Source organism: Bdellovibrio bacteriovorus str. Tiberius (genome assembly GCF_000317895.1).
GTDB lineage: Bacteria > Bdellovibrionota > Bdellovibrionia > Bdellovibrionales > Bdellovibrionaceae > Bdellovibrio > Bdellovibrio bacteriovorus_F.
Map to the genome: position 1 here is coordinate 765,861 of NC_019567.1, position 15,187 is coordinate 781,047.

Consider the following 15,187-nt stretch of genomic DNA (forward strand, 5'->3'; position numbering starts at 1 on the left):
GCGTCATCCGGACGCTAAAATCGTTCGTTTTTTTGTGTTTAAAGAGTGGAAAAACTAGGCTAAGACCTTCTTCGTGCACTTTAGTTGTAAGATTTCAAACGCAGTTCTAACCGTTCTGGAGCAGCAAGGCGAAGACCTCAGCCCGCTGTATGAGCAGATCCATCTTCCGATGGAATTGCTCAAGGACTCGTCGTATTGGATGACTGCGCCTGAAATGGAAAACTTTCTGGAAACCGTCCTGCGCCTTCCGCTGAAGCGCGAAGAAAATATCCTGCAGCGTGCGGGACATGAAGGGCCGGAGTTGCGTGCGTGGGGAGTGCTCGACAGCGTCCTGCGCATGATGCCGCATCCTCAGGAAATCTTTAATCAACCAGAGCAGTTCCTTTCTTACTTTATCTCTCCAAAACCACCGATTGAAAATCTTCGCCGTGATGAAGCCAGCATCTCGTTTGATCTGCCTTTGCCGGCAGAACAATACCCGCTGGTGACGACTTACCTGAAGGCGGCGTTTGAGTCCCTGCCGGTTTACGTCGGTCAGCCTGCGGCAGTCTGTAACTGGGAAGGCATCACCATTCAGCTGAACTGGTCCACCCAGCAAAGTTCGATCTTCAGCGAGTCGGTCGGCCACCAGGTCAGCCCGGCATTGTTCCAAAGTCTGATCGATGATCTTCAGCGCACCCAGCGTGAACGTGAAGATCTGCAGAAATATGTCGGTGACCTTGAAGAAAGAATCCGTACAATTGAAAAGCAGAATCTGAAGTCCGCCACCGGCGTTCAGGCGGAAGCGCCCGAGAATGCAGCGTCCTCGCTGCTGCCTCATGAAGGCTCTTTGTCCCACCTGAATTTCGACAGCGAAACTCCGGGTTATGTTTTGAGTCAGAATCTGGCGCGCCTGCATGACTACATGGTGCGCGCCCAGCAGCTGATCACCATGCTTGCGGCCCAGGGGAAAATGACCCCGGCGGTGAAAGAGGCCATGAGACGCGTTGACTGGGAGTTCGTAAAAACCCAGTACCCGCGCACGGTCTTTGAAAGCATGGATCTGGTTAAGAAAACGATGAATAAAAACGCCGACAAAGAAGGAAATCAACATGTCTGAAATCATCAGTGTCATCTCTCGTGAAATCCTGGACAGCCGTGGAAACCCGACTGTAGAGGTTGAAGTTACAACAGCTGACGGCAACATGGGCCGCGCCGCAGTTCCATCCGGTGCCTCCACAGGCGCACACGAAGCCTGCGAGCTTCGCGACGGCGACAAAAACCGTTTCCTGGGTAAAGGCGTTTACAAAGCTGTCGACAATGTTCGTGAAAAAATCGCTCCGGAAATCGTGGGCCTTCAGGCAACTGAACAGGTTTACATCGATAAAATCCTTCGCGACATCGATGGCACTGAAAACAAATCCAACCTGGGTGCGAATGCGATCCTGGGTGTGTCTTTGGCGGTTGCAAAAGCAGCAGCTCAGGACTGTCGTTTGCCGCTTTACCGTTACGTTGGTGGTTCCCAGGCTTCTCGCTTGCCGGTTCCATTGATGAACGTTCTGAACGGTGGCGCGCACGCAAATAACGGTTTGGACATTCAGGAATTCATGATCGTTCCAACTGTGAACAACTCTTACGCTGAGTCCCTGCGTGCAGGTACTGAGATCTTCCACACTCTGAAAAAGATCCTGGCGAAAAAAGGTCTTTCCACGGCAGTAGGTGACGAAGGTGGCTTCGCTCCGAAATTGGGCTCCAATCAGGAAGCTCTTGATTTGCTGATGAACGCGATCGTGGACGCTGGTTACGATCCAGGTCAGAACGTGTTCCTGGCGTTGGACGTTGCTGCAACTGAAATGTTCAAAGAAGGCAAATACGAATGGCAGGGTGGTCATATCAGCCCAACCGAACTTCTTGGCATCTACAAATCCTGGGCAGAGAAATATCCTCTTGTTTCCATCGAAGACGGCTTCGCGGAAGACGACTGGGATTCCTGGGTTCAGTCCACAGCTCAAATGGGCTCGACTATGCAGTTGATCGGTGATGACTTGTTCGTGACCAATCCAAAACGTCTGCGCATGGGTCTTGAGAAAAAAGCGGGTAATGCTTTGCTGGTGAAAGTAAACCAAATCGGTACTTTGACTGAAACTTACGAAGCTGTGAATCTGGCTCAACGTAATAAATTCCGCACTATCATGTCCCACCGCTCTGGTGAAACTGAAGACGTGACGATCGCAGATCTGGCTGTAGGCCTGAACTGTCATCAGATCAAAACAGGCAGCTTGTGCCGTGGTGAAAGAACCGCGAAATACAACCAGCTTCTGAGAATCGAAGAAGACTTGGGTGGTATGGGTATGTACTGGGATAAAGCCGCCTTCCGATAGGCGCGGTCGCTGAAAAGGGTCCGACTGACTTCGTTGTCGGACTCTCTCCTTCTCTCCGACGTGCTTGGAGCACGCCTCCGTTTCGGAGAGAACCCTCCGCCTTGCATTCGAACCCTTTTGAGCGACCTTGGTTATGGGGGTGCTTTGGGGGACTGGCTCAAAAGCCCGCTTTCGCGGGCTTTTTTGCGTTTTGGGGCGGGGGCTTGTGAGTCTGCTGAGCAGACTCACAAGCTGGGTTAGGTGTGGCCTAGTTTTGAGGCGATTCTTGCGCCGTAGTCAGCGTCGCATTTTTTGAAGTGTTCTATGTTTTTGGTTTGCAGGTACTCTGAGATGGTTTTCATGGTGCCTGCGATGTTTGTGGTTAAGCGGTCTTTTTCTTCTTCGCTGAGCATTCGATACAGGTTTCCGGCTTGTGTGAAATCGTCATTGTCCTTGTGGGAGTCATGGCGATCCAAAGTGCCTGATAAACTCAGGGCAGGCTCTTTGAAGCTTTCGTTTTGTACGGGGCCACCAAAACCATTGGGTTCATAGTTGTCCTGTCGTCCTCCGTTGCCGTCGAATCTCATGCTGCCATCGCGGTGATAACTGTTTACTTCCGAATGCGGGCGATTCACTGGCAGATACTGATAGTTTACTCCCAGACGATAGCGTTGAGCATCCGGATAGGCGAACAGTCTTCCTTGCAGCATCTTGTCCGGTGAAAAACCCACGCCTGGTGGCACATTGCTTGGGGAAAAGGCGGCTTGTTCGACTTCCGCAAAGTAGTTTTCTGGATTGCGGTTTAGTTCCAGCACACCCACATCCAACAAAGGGAACTCGCTGTGTGGCCACACCTTGGTTAAGTCAAACGGATCATATTTGAATTGTTCCGCCTGGCGTTCGGTCATGATCTGAACTTTCAAAGCCCAGCGCGGGAACTCTTTGCGTTCGATGGCTTCAAACAAGTCACGACCTGCATAGTCCGGATCAGATCCTGCCAGTTCGACAGCTTTGGCGACGGAAAGATTTTTAATCCCTTGCATGGATTTGAAATGGAATTTCACCCAAACGCGTTCGTTCTTGTCGTTGATAAAACTGAACGTGTGGCTGCCGTATCCATTCATAAAGCGATAGCCATCGGGAATGCCGCGGTCACTGAACAAGATCGTGATCTGGTGCAAAGCCTCGGGCGCTTTCGACCAGTAATCCCACATGCGCGCCGGGTTCTTGTATCCTGTCTGCGGATCGCGTTTTTGCGAGTGGATAAAGTCGGGGAACTTCAATGGATCACGTTCAAAGAACACCGGCGTGTTGTTTCCGACGATGTCCCAGTTGCCTTCTTCGGTGTAAAACTTCAAAGCAAAGCCACGGGGATCGCGTTCCGTGTCGGCAGATCCTTTTTCGCCGGCGACGGTTGAAAAGCGCAGGAAGGCTTCCGTCTTTTTGCCAATCTTTGCAAAGATCGCGGCTTTGGTGAAGCGGGTGATGTCATGGGTGACCGTAAAGGTGCCATAGGCGCCAGAACCCTTGGCGTGCACTACGCGTTCAGGAATGCGTTCACGGTTGAAATGGGCAAGCTTTTCAATCAGGTGATAATCCTGTAAAGCCACCGGACCACGCGGGCCGGAAGTAAGGCTATGCTGGTTTTCAGAAACGGGAATGCCTGCGGATGTTGTTAGTGTCTTTTTCATAAATTAACCTCGTGCGGGGATGAAGAATTGGGACAAAGCCTGCAGACGGCGCCAGAAACGCGATCCTTGGGCGGGTGGTTCAGATTGAAGTTCGTTGAACAGGCGCACCAGATCGTCGCGCCCAAAGGCCTCGGCAAAGCTCAGGGCCGTTTGACCCTTGGGGTTGCGGGCATTCAAATCCGCGCCTGCGCGTAGCAACTGACGGGCGACCTTGTCATGGCCCTTGAAAGCCACACCCATCAAAATGGTATTGCCGCTTTGGTCGCGCGAATTGACGTCCGCGTGACAAGAGATCAGCAGGCTCACCAGGGAAAGGTGGCCGTTATAGGCTGCCAGCATCAGCAGCGAGTGACCCTTGTGGTTTTTCAGATTGGGATTTCCCAGGTTCTTCAGATAAGTCATGACCTCGTTATAGTCATTGTGGCGAACGGCCTCAAAAACCGGGTTTTCGGTTTGTGCCGTCTTAAGATAGTCTGCCCACGCTCTCATAACACCTCTCTTGCTTTCATTAAGATCGGCGAAATTGATGTATAAATCGAATCGATATTAAATATGAGAACTATCAATAAAAACTATAAAGAGAAGGCTGGACCTAGGCTTCGGTCCTGTAGCCTTCGTCTGGGTATATAGCTAGAATGAATTCATGTCTTACACACAGTTTGCGGTTGGTTTACGTCGATTTCTGAACAGTCCCACGAAGGTGGCGCTGGTTTGTTTGCTGATCTTTTCCATTTCCATTGTGGTGAATGGGAATGCCTTCCGCCTGTGGGGTTTGCACCGTGATTTCGAAAGAATAACATTTGAGATCCAACAGACGCGTCAAAACATTGCAGCGTTGTCCGGCCAACTTAAGCAGGCTAAGGATCCTTCATTTATTGAGCGCCAGGCTCGCGATAAATTGGATCTGGCGGGCGAACACGACCTGGTTTTCGTTTTCCCAGAGCAATAGTCCATAGCTCATCGCATTATCTGGTGTTTTCCGGGTATAATACAAATAGTATTCCTGCTCTATAAAGGGATACTTTTTTAAGTGATCCCAGGGGTTTATATGCTAGATAATACTCAGCAGCTTGATTGGAATAAAGAATCTCTCCGTGACCTACGCCTGCGTTTGGGCTGGAGCCGATCCGATCTTGCCCGTCGTTTGCATTGTTCAATTGGTGACATCGAAGCTTGGGAAGAAGGACGCCGTTCTGTCGAGTCTTCCATCCGTGGTGATTTGGAAATCATTCTTCGTCAGGCGGAAGCTTGCAGTGACGAGGTCAAATACACTCCGGCTGCGGAAAACGAGCTGGATAAAAATGCCCTGGAACAAATCGATTTCACTCGCGTGAAAGCCGAATTGAAATAGGCATCAATCATCGACAATCAGGCCTGTGCGGTGTAGACCTTTGGTTTACATCCGGAGGCCTTCATGAAGAAAATCTACCTTATTGACGTCAGTGCCATGTTCTTTCGCGCTTTCTACGCGATTCGTTCGCTGTCGTCTCCAAGCGGAGTCCCGGTCAACGCCGTCTACGGCTTCCTTTCCATGATGATCAAGCTTTTGAAAGAGGAAAAGCCCGAGTATCTGGTGTTCTGTTACGATCGCAAAGAGCCTTCTTTCCGTAAAGCGATGTACGACGGTTATAAAGCTCATCGCACAGAAATGCCGGATGAACTGGCTCAACAAATTCCTTACATCAAAAGACTGGCCGATCTTCTGGGAGTTCCTGCATTTGAAGTCGAATCCTTCGAGGCCGATGACATTATCGGCACAGTCACTAAATGGGGTCGTCGCAATGGCATGGAAGTGTTCATCGTCAGCGGCGATAAAGACTTTGGCCAGTTGATCGAAGACAACGTCACTATGTACGACACCATGAAGGGTGTTCGCTACAATGCCGAAGGTGTTCTTGAAAAATGGGGTGTTCGCCCGGATCAGTTTATCGATTATCTGGCCATTGTAGGGGATACTTCGGACAACGTTCCTGGTGTGAAAGGTGTCGGAGAAAAGGGCGCCATCAAACTTCTGGAGCAGTTCAAACACATCGAAGACATCTATGAAAACATCGACAAAGTTGAAAGTAAAAGCGTTCGCGAAAAACTGATTGCTTCCAAAGACAATGCCATTTTGTCCAAAAAGCTGGTGACGATTTCTTGCGATGTGCCGATGCCGGATGATCTGGAAGCGTACAAGTTGAAGCCTTTCAAGGCAGACGAGCTGCGTGCCTTCCTGCACGAGCTGAATTTCAAATCTTTCGAAAAAAGTCTGTTCGGAACGGTGGACACAACTCCGGCAGCGCCTTCAGCTTCCGCGCCTGCGGCTCCGGCGGGACCACTGATAAAGGCCGCCGCACCGGCGATGCCTTTAAGTATTGCCGATGACGTGGCACCAACGATCGTGATTGCCAAAGAAGAGCGTCAGTTCACCGAAAAGAGCATGACGACCCGTGAACTTGCCGACTTCCTGGCCGAGCACCAAAGCCTTTGGGGCTTTAGCGACATGCGTGGGGTGTTCATCGGAACTGAATCGCAAATCATCCAGGTTTCTGATCACGAGTACCTTGGTAAACTGACTGATACTTTCCAGGTTCAATGGCATGGCTATGACCTGAAGTCGTTCTGGCACAAGATTGGCGCGAAAGCTCCGGTGGCGGCTTGGGATTCCCAGTTGGCTGCTTATGTTTTGAAAGCCGGGGACACCTCCGACTTTGGCAAGATTTATACTCGCTTTATGGCAGATGTTTTGCCGGATCTGGCTTCACCCGCACAGCTTTACAATGCCCATTTGAACTTCGCCACGACTTTGAAATCCCAGTTGCAGACGGTGCAGGGTGAAAAGGTCTATCAAGAGCTGGATTTGCCATTGGCAAGAGTGCTGCTGTCCATGGAACGTTTGGGCGTTCGTATCGACAAGGACCTTTTGGCCAAGCAAAGCGAGGACCTTGCGAAAGACATCGCAGAAATCGAAAAACAAATTCATGAAGCCGCTGGCGAGGCCTTCAATGTCGGAAGTCCGAAGCAGCTGGGTGTGATCCTGTTTGAAAAGCTGGGTCTGCCCGCGGGCAAAAAAACCAAAACCGGTTATTCCACAGATGAAGAAGTTCTGTTGGGACTGGAACATCCGATCGCAAAGCTGGTTTTGCAATGGCGTGAGATGTCCAAGCTGAAATCCACTTACGTGGACGCTTTGCCAACCATGATTGATCCTAAAGACGAGCGTGTGCACACAAGCTTTAATCAGGCTCTGACCACCACGGGCCGTCTTTCCAGCACGCAGCCAAATCTTCAGAACATCCCGATTCGTACCGCGCGCGGCCAGCAGGTGCGTAAGGCATTCATTGCGGCTCCTCGCATGAAGCTTTTGTCGGTGGATTATTCCCAGATCGAATTGCGTATTCTGGCGCATATTTCTGAAGACCCGAATTTGTGCAAAGCCTTTGCTGAAGACCTGGATATTCACGCGGCCACAGCAGCGGAAGTGTTTGGGGTGGCTTTGAAAGATGTGACTGCTGAACACCGTCGTTCTGCCAAGGCCGTGAACTTTGGTATTGCTTACGGGCAGGGGGCTTTCGGTCTGGCAGAAAACCTGGGCATTTCACGCACGGAAGCCAAGGATATTATCGATCGCTATTTCAACCGTTTTAAAAACGTGCGGGAATATATCGATGGCACGGTAAAAACGGCTCACGAAAAAGGCTATGTTGAAACTTTGTTCGGTCGCCGTCGTTACATCGACGAGCTTCAGTCCAAGAACATGGCTTTGAAAAAGTTCGGCGAGCGCGCTGCGATTAATGCCCCGATTCAGGGAACTGCCAGTGATCTGGTGAAAAAGGCGATGATTGAGGTGTTCGAAAAAGTGCCGGTGCGCATGCTGTTACAAGTGCACGATGAATTGATTTTTGAGGATTTCGAGGAGAATCTGCAGAAGCATTCCCCTCAGTTGGTTTCAATCATGGAAAACGTGATGAAACTGAAAGTGCCGTTGAAGGTCAACTATGCAATCGGGAACAACTGGGACGAAGCGCACTAGGGGCTTCGTCTTATTCAGTTTCCCAGCCGACCACACGTCCGCCTTCGAAGTACACAAAACGTGTTTCTTTGCGGTAGCCTTCCGGGGCGGATACAAACTTCTGATATTTCCAGCGCTCATTCTTGTAAAGCGGATTGCCCGAGACTTCGACGCTCATCGGGTCCCCCCAGGATCTTTTGACATAATCCTGCGGCATGCCCACGGCAATGTCCTGGGATTCAATCAAGCCCTTCATTTCTTCCTGCGGAGCCTGTGATCTGTTCCACACACTGTTGCGGTTCACCCAGGCCTGACGGCCTTCGATGGACGGGATGGACAGAACTTCGATTTTTTCTGCATCATTTTTAAGCCAGGGCAGGATCTTGGAGTACTGTTCGCGCTCTTTGCGCGAGGACAAGCTGCGTTCCAACTGGCGCAGTTGCTGACGTTCGCGGACGGCCTGCAGGTCACGGCCGCTCAATGAACCTGGGTCCAAACCCAGTTCGTAAGCCGTCTGACGGGTTTGGCGGTCATAAATACCGCGGTTGGAGTTGTCGCTATAGCGGACATCTTCCGGCGCCGGTGCATATCCGCTGTCCGCGGAACGATGAAGGTGGGAACAACCACTTAAGGCCCCCAGGGCCACAATGACGGATACAAGGACTTTCATTAAAGATCTCTCCTGCAGTCTTAATGCTAGCCGATGGACTTCTGTTTATAAATTGTTCTTGCGACGTATTTGATTCCTTCCTTACAATCGTCTTGGGGGAATCCGATTGGCTGAACAGGAAAACACGACCAAGGTAGAGGAAGATATCAAGGACGGCGCTCCGGAAGGGGAAGCTGAAGATTTGATGTCCCTTGAGTCCTTGGACTCTGCACTGGCGGAAGCAGACCCCGAGTTTGCTCAGTCCCTGAATGAAATCGGTCCCGATGTGGCCGGTGGTGCCTTGATTTATGAAGAAGGCATCGAGCTTGAGTACACCCTCGCAGAAGAAGAAAAGTTGTGGCAATCCGCGACCGGATTCCGCAAGAGGATTTTAAAGATTCTCCCGTTCCTTCCGCGCATTTCCTACAAAGTTAAAATGAAGCGCACCGTGATGCGCTTAAGCTGGAGAAAATTCAAAGAGCAGCTTCGCCATCGCATTGTGAATGCCGGGCCGCTTTTGCTGGCTTGGGCGAAAAGAACCGCTCTGGGGTTCAAAGCCGGCCTTGGCAGGGGCATGGCGACCTTCAAGTCATTCTCGCTGGTGAAAAAGCTCGCGTTGGTGGGTTTGCTGGTGGTGACGGCAGGTGCGAGTGTGGTGATTTATCGTATGGCCACGAAGGGTTTGATCCCTCAACACGAAGATTTGTTCATTCACTCGATGGCGGACTGGGCATCGCAAAAATATCAATACGATCCCAAAACCGAAGTGGAGTCCTTCTATGATTCCACTCGTGCCGCGCAAAATGTGTTCCTGATGCAAAGAATGGTTGTGAATCTGCGCCGTTCAGCCGAATCCGGCACCAATCCCATGGGGGCTTTTGAGTTCTATGTGGAAGGCGCGGCCTCTGATGTCGTTGTCGAAATCAAAGACCGCGAAGCGGAAGTGGAAGACTTGTTCCTGAGAACGATCGAGGAGATGACTTTCGATCAGGCAGCCTCAGGGGCGGGCAAACAAGAGCTTTGCGAACGTCTGCGCAAAGAGGTGAACAAGATCCTGACCAAGGGTTACGTGCGCCGGATCTTTATCAAAACCGCGATCGTTAAACCTTAAAGCTCGTGATATCGATGTCATAGTATTTTAAACGGTCATGCAGGGTGCTTTTAGGCATGCCCAGATCCTGAGCCGTTCGGCGCTGATTTCCTTTGTTCGCCTGCAGGCGCTTGATGATCATCTGTTTTTCAATCTCTTTAATCACCGGCATGTCGTTACTGACGCGCTCTTCGGATTTTTCCAAAAGTGTCTTATCCAGCAGCTTTTCGATGTGGTTTTCGGTGATGTGAGTGCGCGGGTAAAGCGCGGCAGCGCGGCTGACCAGATTTTTCAATTCACGAATATTCCCGGGCCATGGGTGCTTTTTCATACGGGCAATCGCGCCGAATGAAAAACGCACACGCATTTTGCGGGCAAAGGTGTAAAGCAGCTCTTCAAAGTCCTCCATGCGCAACGCCAAAGCAGGTGGCGCCACCGACACCACATTCAGACGGAAGTAAAGATCCGAACGGAACAGGCCTTCGCGGATTTTTTCAGACAGGTTTTGGTGAGTCGCTGCGATAATACGAACATCGGTGCGCACGTTACGATCCGCACCCACTGGGCGGATTTCGTTGTTTTCCAGGGCGCGCAGCAGTTTAGCCTGCAGGCTGTAGGAAAGATCACCGATTTCATCCAGGAACAGCGTGCCGCCGCGGGCCGCTTCGAAGGCTCCTTTGCGGTCGTTGATGGCGCCGGTAAAGCTGCCTTTTACGTGACCGAAAAGTTCACTTTCAATCAGGGTTTCGCTGAGGGCGCTGCAGTTCACGCTGACGAACGGTCCCTTGTCGCGAAGGCTGTTTTCATGCAGGGCTTGGGCAATGACATCCTTACCGGTTCCGGAAGGGCCCAGGATCAGCACCGGGAACTCGGTTTTGGCGACATTGGAAAGGGTCTGCAGTTCTTCGTTCCAGACGTCATTGCGGCTTTTGATCGGGAAGGGAGTGTTTTCTTCCTGCTGGGTCAGGAACAGGAATTCTTGTTCTCCCAAACGGATGACGTCGCCTTCTTGCAGGAAGGCTTCCATCACGCGGGCATCATTCACATAGGTGCCCTGCGGGGTGCGCAGGTCGCGGATCAAATATGATTGATCTTTCTTTTCGATACGGGCGTGGCGTTCGGCCACTTGTTCACCTTGGACCTGAATCTGGCATTGCGAATCTTTGCCAAGAGTAACGAACTCATGCAAAGTCAGGGTTTTTGGGTTTTCGTCCATTGTTTTCAAGAATGCTTGTGACATGGGGTCTCCTGCTTAAAAAGTACCCACCTTTGTGGTGGGGAATGCGATGACCCACCACTTCAAGACTTTGACCGGGCTGGATTCAAATATAAGTGGGGCTCGGGCTTTTCGACTCGCCAAATTATCCTGCGACGGACTAGGTTCTCGGAATTGAGAAATGGGTGGAGCTCTGATAGTCTTGGCTATGCCAAAGACGATTCAATTTATCAAAAGCGCCGTTCTGGAAAAGGACTTCCCCGTACACAAGAAAGTTGAAGTAGCCATCGCCGGCCGCTCCAATGCCGGAAAGTCGTCTTTTATCAATGCCCTGACCAAAAACAAGATCGCGAAAGTCAGTTCCACGCCGGGTAAAACCCGTTTGTTGAACTTCTTTGAGCTGGATCAGTCCTATGTGATGGTGGATATGCCGGGTTACGGCTTTGCCGCGCGTTCCGGGGATGAAATGCGTGAATGGCACCGCATGATTGAAACTTATCTTATGAACCGTGAACAACTTCGTGGACTGCTTCTGGTGATGGACATCCGTCGCTCGTGGACAGAAGACGAAGAGCTTTTGAAAGAGTTCTCTGAACGTCGTGGCTTCCCCCTGGCGGTGGTGCTGACCAAGGCCGACAAAATGTCGCGCAGTCAGATGCTGCAGGCAGTGGCGAAAGTGAAGAAGGCCTCGGGCCTGAGTGCCGTGTTCGGTGTGTCCTCGCTTAAAAAAGAAGGCCAGGACGCGGTTGAAGACTACATCTATGAAAACTGGGTAAAAGAATGAAAATTGTCGGTGTGATCCCCGCTCGCTTTGGCTCTACACGCTTCCCCGGAAAACCTCTGGTGAACTTGAAAGGCCGCCCCCTGATTCAGTGGACGGTTGAAGGAGCCAGGAAGTCGAAACTTCTGAGCGAGGTGATTGTCGCCACCGACCACGAAGGCATCAAAGCCGCCGCCGAAGCTGTCGGTGTTAAAGTCGTCATGACGGACAGCGATCTTCCCACTGGAAGTGACCGAATCAATGCTGCTATTAAAGATATTGCCTGTGATGTTGTCGTTAACATCCAGGGTGATGAGCCACTGGTGACCGGCGAGCTTATTGATCGTCTGGCGCAGGTGTTTGTCGATGATCCGAAAATAGACATGGCCACGCTGGCTCATCCGATCAGTGCTGAAGAGCTGCAATCCATGAATTCCGTCAAAGTGGTCACAAACTGCCGCGACGAGGCTCTTTATTTCAGCCGTTATCCAATGCCTTATTCTCGTTTGTCGGCCCAAGAGGCCGGCACCATGGATGGCTGCCTGAAACATATTGGCATGTATGCCTATTCCAGAAGTTTTTTAAAGCAGTTCTGCGAAGCTCCTCCGGCTCTCATTGAAAAAGCCGAGAGTCTGGAGCAGCTGCGCGCTCTGTATTTGGGTGCAAAAATCAAAGTAATCAGAGTCAAGGAAGCCAGTGTCGGGGTGGATACTCCCGAAGATCTGGCGCGACTCGAAAAACTCTTAAGCTCACAGGGGATGTAATGGCAAAGAGAAAGACCACGAAGAAAGTGTCGACAGCGAAGTCGACCAAGAAGACGTTGAAGCAAAAGTTTATTTTTGTCACCGGGGGCGTTGTTTCCTCGATTGGCAAAGGACTGACAGCAGCCAGCCTTGGTGCTTTGCTGGAAGGCCGCGGTCACAAAGTGACCATCATGAAATTTGATCCTTATCTGAACGTGGATCCGGGCACGATGTCCCCTTTGCAACACGGTGAAGTTTATGTGACCGAAGACGGCGCAGAAACGGATCTGGATCTGGGCCACTATGAGCGTTTTACATCCGCTTTGATGAACCGTTCGAACTCTGTTTCCACCGGTCAGATCTATGACACGGTTTTGAACCGCGAGCGTCGCGGGGACTATCTGGGGGGAACTGTGCAGGTGATCCCGCACATTACGGAAGAAATCAAAGCCCGTATCTATGAAGCGGCTCAGGGCAGTGAAATCATTCTGGTTGAAATCGGCGGAACGGTCGGGGATATCGAATCCCAGCCGTTCCTGGAAGCCATCCGTCAGATGCGCATCGATGTGGGTCATGAAAACTCTGTTTTGGTGCACGTGACTTATGTGCCGTACATCGCGGCGGCGGGTGAACTGAAATCCAAGCCGACTCAGCACTCGGTGAAAGAGCTGCGTGAAATCGGTTTGCAGCCGGACTTCCTGGTCTGCCGCAGTGAAAAAGTCATCGACGACAACTTAAAGGCTAAAATCGGCCTGTTTTGTTCCGTGAAACCGGAAAATGTTATCGCCGCTCAAGACAGCCGCTTCATTTACGAAGTGCCTTCAGCATTGCACAAAGAAAAACTGGACGAGCTGATCGTGGCACGTCTGGGTCTTTCTGCTGGCAAGTTGAACATGAAAGGCTGGCAGAATCTGGTGAAGATTCTGGGGAACCCAAGTCACACCGTGAAAATCGGTGTGGTCGGCAAGTATGTGGATTTGAAAGAATCCTACAAGTCCCTGCATGAAGCCCTGGTTCACGGTGGGGTTGCCAATAGTGCCCGCGTGGAAATCATTTACGTGGATTCTGAAAAAGTCACCGACAAGACAGTGAATTCGCTGTTGGGTAAAGTGGACGGTATTCTGGTTCCAGGGGGCTTCGGTACTCGTGGGGTGGAAGGTAAAATCACGGCCATCAAGTTTGCCCGTGAAAAGCGTGTTCCATTCTTCGGTATCTGCTTTGGCATGCAGTTGTCGGCGATCGAGTTCGCACGCAACGTGTGCGGTATCAAAGATGCCACCAGCCGTGAATTCCATGCTGAAAACAAACGCACGGGCAATTTCGTGATTGATTCCATGGTTGAACAGCGTGGAGTCATCAACAAGGGCGGCACCATGCGCCTGGGTGGATTCCCGTGCGCGATTGCTTCCGGCACTCGGGCTCATCAGGTGTACAAGGCGTCCTCCATTATGGAACGTCACCGTCACCGTTTTGAGTTCAACAATAAATATAAAGACCTGTTTGAAAAGAACGGGATGAAAGCTTCCGGTATTTGCAAAGAACGTGACCTGGTAGAGATCGTGGAACTTCCTGATCACCCATGGTTTGTCGGCGTGCAGTTCCACCCGGAATTCAAGTCAAAACCCTTGGCTCCGCATCCGCTCTTCGTGCATTTTGTTAAAGCAAGCCTGAAGAAGAAGTAAGAAAGGTTCGTTAGAATATGTCCAAAGTTATTCAACAGGGTCTGAAAGTTCTAGAGGTCGAGGCCCAGGCCATTCTGGCATTGAAAGAGCGCCTTGGCGACTCTTTCGAACAGGTGGTAAAGATGATCACAGCCTGTGACGGCAAAATCGTTCTGACGGGCATGGGTAAATCCGGCCAGATCGCCAGAAAGCTTGCCAGCACTTTTTCTTCCACGGGAACTCCGGCGGTGTTTCTGCATCCGGCGGAAAGTTCGCACGGGGATTTGGGCCTTGTTGAAAACAACGACGTGGTGATTGCGCTGTCTTATGGCGGCGAGTCCCCTGAGTTCGCAGGTATCTTAAGGTTTGTTTCCCGCAAGGGCATTCCTTTGATCGCGATCACCGGCAAGCCAGAGTCCTCTTTGGCCAAAGCTGCTCAGGTCACTTTGAATGTTCATGTTTCTGAAGAAGCTTGTCCCTTGGGTCTTGCACCCACCGCCAGCAGCACCGCGACCCTGGCCATGGGTGACGCTGTCGCGATGGCCGTGATGGCAGAAAAAGGCTTCAGTTCTGAAGATTTTGCTGAATTTCATCCCGGCGGCAGTCTGGGCTATCGCCTGTTGACCCGCGTGCGCGATGTTATGCATGGTGGGGATGCCCTGCCGACGGTGACTTTGGATACGCCGATTCGTCAGGTGTTCTCGATCATGACCCATAAGGATGTTCGTGGCGCTGCCGGTATCGTCGATGAAAAAGGCGATTTGGTCGGGGTGATCACGGATGGTGATATCCGTCGTCGTCTGGAAAAGTCCAATGACCCGTTGACGGGTCTTGCGAAAGATTTGATGACCACCAATCCAAGAACCATTGATGCGAACGAATTGGCTGAAAAAGCCTTATTCGTCATGGAGCAGTTCCAGATTCAGATGGTCTTTGTGCTGGATAAGGAATCCGCAAATCCGCGCAAACCAGTGGGCATCCTGCACATCCAGGATCTATTGCGCGCCAAAGTACGTTAATTTATGAGGCCGCCTTTGTTTGTCA

14 protein-coding genes are annotated in these 15,187 nt (G+C 51.2%); 10 read left to right on the plus strand and 4 right to left on the minus strand.

All coding sequences use genetic code 11. From position 1 onward, the window contains the following. The first annotated feature begins 73 nt into the window (after positions 1 to 73). Both BDT_RS03750 and eno read left to right on the plus strand, forming a co-directional pair. Positions 74 to 1,099 carry a hypothetical protein gene (locus tag BDT_RS03750; protein WP_015089936.1) on the plus strand — a complete coding sequence of 342 codons (1,026 nt, stop codon included), beginning with the start codon at positions 74 to 76 and terminating at the stop codon, positions 1,097 to 1,099. Further along, positions 1,092 to 2,360: a phosphopyruvate hydratase gene (gene eno / locus BDT_RS03755; RefSeq protein ID WP_015089937.1), complete on the plus strand. Its 1,269-nt coding sequence runs from the start codon at positions 1,092 to 1,094 to the stop codon at positions 2,358 to 2,360. The genes BDT_RS03750 and eno overlap by 8 nt, the downstream gene beginning before the upstream one ends. A gap of 236 nt (positions 2,361 to 2,596) precedes the next feature. Here eno and BDT_RS03760 read toward each other — a convergent pair whose 3' ends face one another. Together BDT_RS03760 and BDT_RS03765 are read right to left on the minus strand one after the other, a co-directional pair. After that, positions 2,597 to 4,030, minus strand: a complete 1,434-nt coding sequence (locus BDT_RS03760; RefSeq protein WP_015089939.1) for a catalase — start codon at positions 4,028 to 4,030, stop codon at positions 2,597 to 2,599. Between the two features lie 3 nt (positions 4,031 to 4,033). Beyond that, on the minus strand, positions 4,034 to 4,519 hold the full coding sequence (locus tag BDT_RS03765) for an ankyrin repeat domain-containing protein (RefSeq protein WP_015089940.1): 486 nt from the start codon (positions 4,517 to 4,519) through the stop codon (positions 4,034 to 4,036). Between the two features lie 154 nt (positions 4,520 to 4,673). On the opposite strand from BDT_RS03765, the gene BDT_RS03770 reads away from it, so the two are divergent. The 3 genes from BDT_RS03770 (at position 4,674) to polA (ending at position 8,045) form a co-directional block, all read left to right on the plus strand. Beyond that, positions 4,674 to 4,979 (plus strand): septum formation initiator family protein, encoded by a 306-nt coding sequence (locus tag BDT_RS03770; RefSeq protein ID WP_051026260.1) that lies wholly within the window; start codon positions 4,674 to 4,676, stop codon positions 4,977 to 4,979. A gap of 99 nt (positions 4,980 to 5,078) precedes the next feature. Further along, on the plus strand, positions 5,079 to 5,381 hold the full coding sequence (locus BDT_RS03775) for a helix-turn-helix domain-containing protein (RefSeq protein ID WP_041576996.1): 303 nt from the start codon (positions 5,079 to 5,081) through the stop codon (positions 5,379 to 5,381). Positions 5,382 to 5,444: 63 nt separating this feature from the next. Then, the gene (gene polA, locus BDT_RS03780; protein ID WP_015089943.1) at positions 5,445 to 8,045 is read left to right on the plus strand and encodes a DNA polymerase I; all 2,601 of its coding nucleotides are present in this window, start codon (positions 5,445 to 5,447) and stop codon (positions 8,043 to 8,045) included. 10 nt (positions 8,046 to 8,055) lie between these two features. Here polA and BDT_RS03785 read toward each other — a convergent pair whose 3' ends face one another. After that, complete coding sequence (locus BDT_RS03785; RefSeq protein WP_015089944.1) at positions 8,056 to 8,694, minus strand: hypothetical protein; 639 nt, start codon at positions 8,692 to 8,694, stop codon at positions 8,056 to 8,058. Between the two features lie 106 nt (positions 8,695 to 8,800). Here BDT_RS03785 and BDT_RS03790 point away from each other — a divergent pair, with 106 nt between their 5' ends. Continuing rightward, positions 8,801 to 9,784 carry a flagellar basal body-associated FliL family protein gene (locus BDT_RS03790; RefSeq protein WP_015089945.1) on the plus strand — a complete coding sequence of 328 codons (984 nt, stop codon included), beginning with the start codon at positions 8,801 to 8,803 and terminating at the stop codon, positions 9,782 to 9,784. Here BDT_RS03790 and BDT_RS03795 read toward each other — a convergent pair. Next, positions 9,774 to 11,003: a sigma 54-interacting transcriptional regulator gene (locus tag BDT_RS03795; protein WP_041576998.1), complete on the minus strand. Its 1,230-nt coding sequence runs from the start codon at positions 11,001 to 11,003 to the stop codon at positions 9,774 to 9,776. The genes BDT_RS03790 and BDT_RS03795 overlap by 11 nt on opposite strands. A 184-nt stretch (positions 11,004 to 11,187) precedes the next feature. Between BDT_RS03795 and yihA the strand changes: the two genes are divergently transcribed. The 4 genes from yihA to BDT_RS03815 are packed head-to-tail and all read left to right on the plus strand — an operon-like array spanning position 11,188 to position 15,162. Continuing rightward, positions 11,188 to 11,763, plus strand: coding sequence for a ribosome biogenesis GTP-binding protein YihA/YsxC (yihA, locus tag BDT_RS03800; RefSeq protein ID WP_015089947.1), 576 nt, complete (start codon positions 11,188 to 11,190; stop codon positions 11,761 to 11,763). Continuing rightward, positions 11,760 to 12,503 (plus strand): 3-deoxy-manno-octulosonate cytidylyltransferase, encoded by a 744-nt coding sequence (gene kdsB, locus BDT_RS03805; protein WP_015089948.1) that lies wholly within the window; start codon positions 11,760 to 11,762, stop codon positions 12,501 to 12,503. Before yihA ends, kdsB begins: the two co-directional genes overlap by 4 nt. Continuing rightward, positions 12,503 to 14,164, plus strand: a complete 1,662-nt coding sequence (locus BDT_RS03810; protein WP_015089949.1) for a CTP synthase — start codon at positions 12,503 to 12,505, stop codon at positions 14,162 to 14,164. The genes kdsB and BDT_RS03810 overlap by 1 nt, the downstream gene beginning before the upstream one ends. Positions 14,165 to 14,181: 17 nt before the next feature. Then, on the plus strand, positions 14,182 to 15,162 hold the full coding sequence (locus BDT_RS03815) for a KpsF/GutQ family sugar-phosphate isomerase (protein ID WP_015089950.1): 981 nt from the start codon (positions 14,182 to 14,184) through the stop codon (positions 15,160 to 15,162). Positions 15,163 to 15,187: the final 25 nt, after the last annotated feature.

Coding starts and splice junctions, on each gene's coding strand:
- eno (WP_015089937.1), top strand. CDS start 1,092: ATGTCTGAAATCATCAGTGTCATCTCTCGTGAAATCCTGGACAGCCGT.
- BDT_RS03760 (WP_015089939.1), bottom strand. CDS start 4,030: ATGAAAAAGACACTAACAACATCCGCAGGCATTCCCGTTTCTGAAAAC.
- BDT_RS03765 (WP_015089940.1), bottom strand. CDS start 4,519: ATGAGAGCGTGGGCAGACTATCTTAAGACGGCACAAACCGAAAACCCG.
- BDT_RS03770 (WP_051026260.1), top strand. CDS start 4,674: ATGTCTTACACACAGTTTGCGGTTGGTTTACGTCGATTTCTGAACAGT.
- BDT_RS03775 (WP_041576996.1), top strand. CDS start 5,079: ATGCTAGATAATACTCAGCAGCTTGATTGGAATAAAGAATCTCTCCGT.
- polA (WP_015089943.1), top strand. CDS start 5,445: ATGAAGAAAATCTACCTTATTGACGTCAGTGCCATGTTCTTTCGCGCT.
- BDT_RS03785 (WP_015089944.1), bottom strand. CDS start 8,694: ATGAAAGTCCTTGTATCCGTCATTGTGGCCCTGGGGGCCTTAAGTGGT.
- BDT_RS03795 (WP_041576998.1), bottom strand. CDS start 11,003: ATGTCACAAGCATTCTTGAAAACAATGGACGAAAACCCAAAAACCCTG.
- yihA (WP_015089947.1), top strand. CDS start 11,188: ATGCCAAAGACGATTCAATTTATCAAAAGCGCCGTTCTGGAAAAGGAC.
- kdsB (WP_015089948.1), top strand. CDS start 11,760: ATGAAAATTGTCGGTGTGATCCCCGCTCGCTTTGGCTCTACACGCTTC.
- BDT_RS03810 (WP_015089949.1), top strand. CDS start 12,503: ATGGCAAAGAGAAAGACCACGAAGAAAGTGTCGACAGCGAAGTCGACC.
- BDT_RS03815 (WP_015089950.1), top strand. CDS start 14,182: ATGTCCAAAGTTATTCAACAGGGTCTGAAAGTTCTAGAGGTCGAGGCC.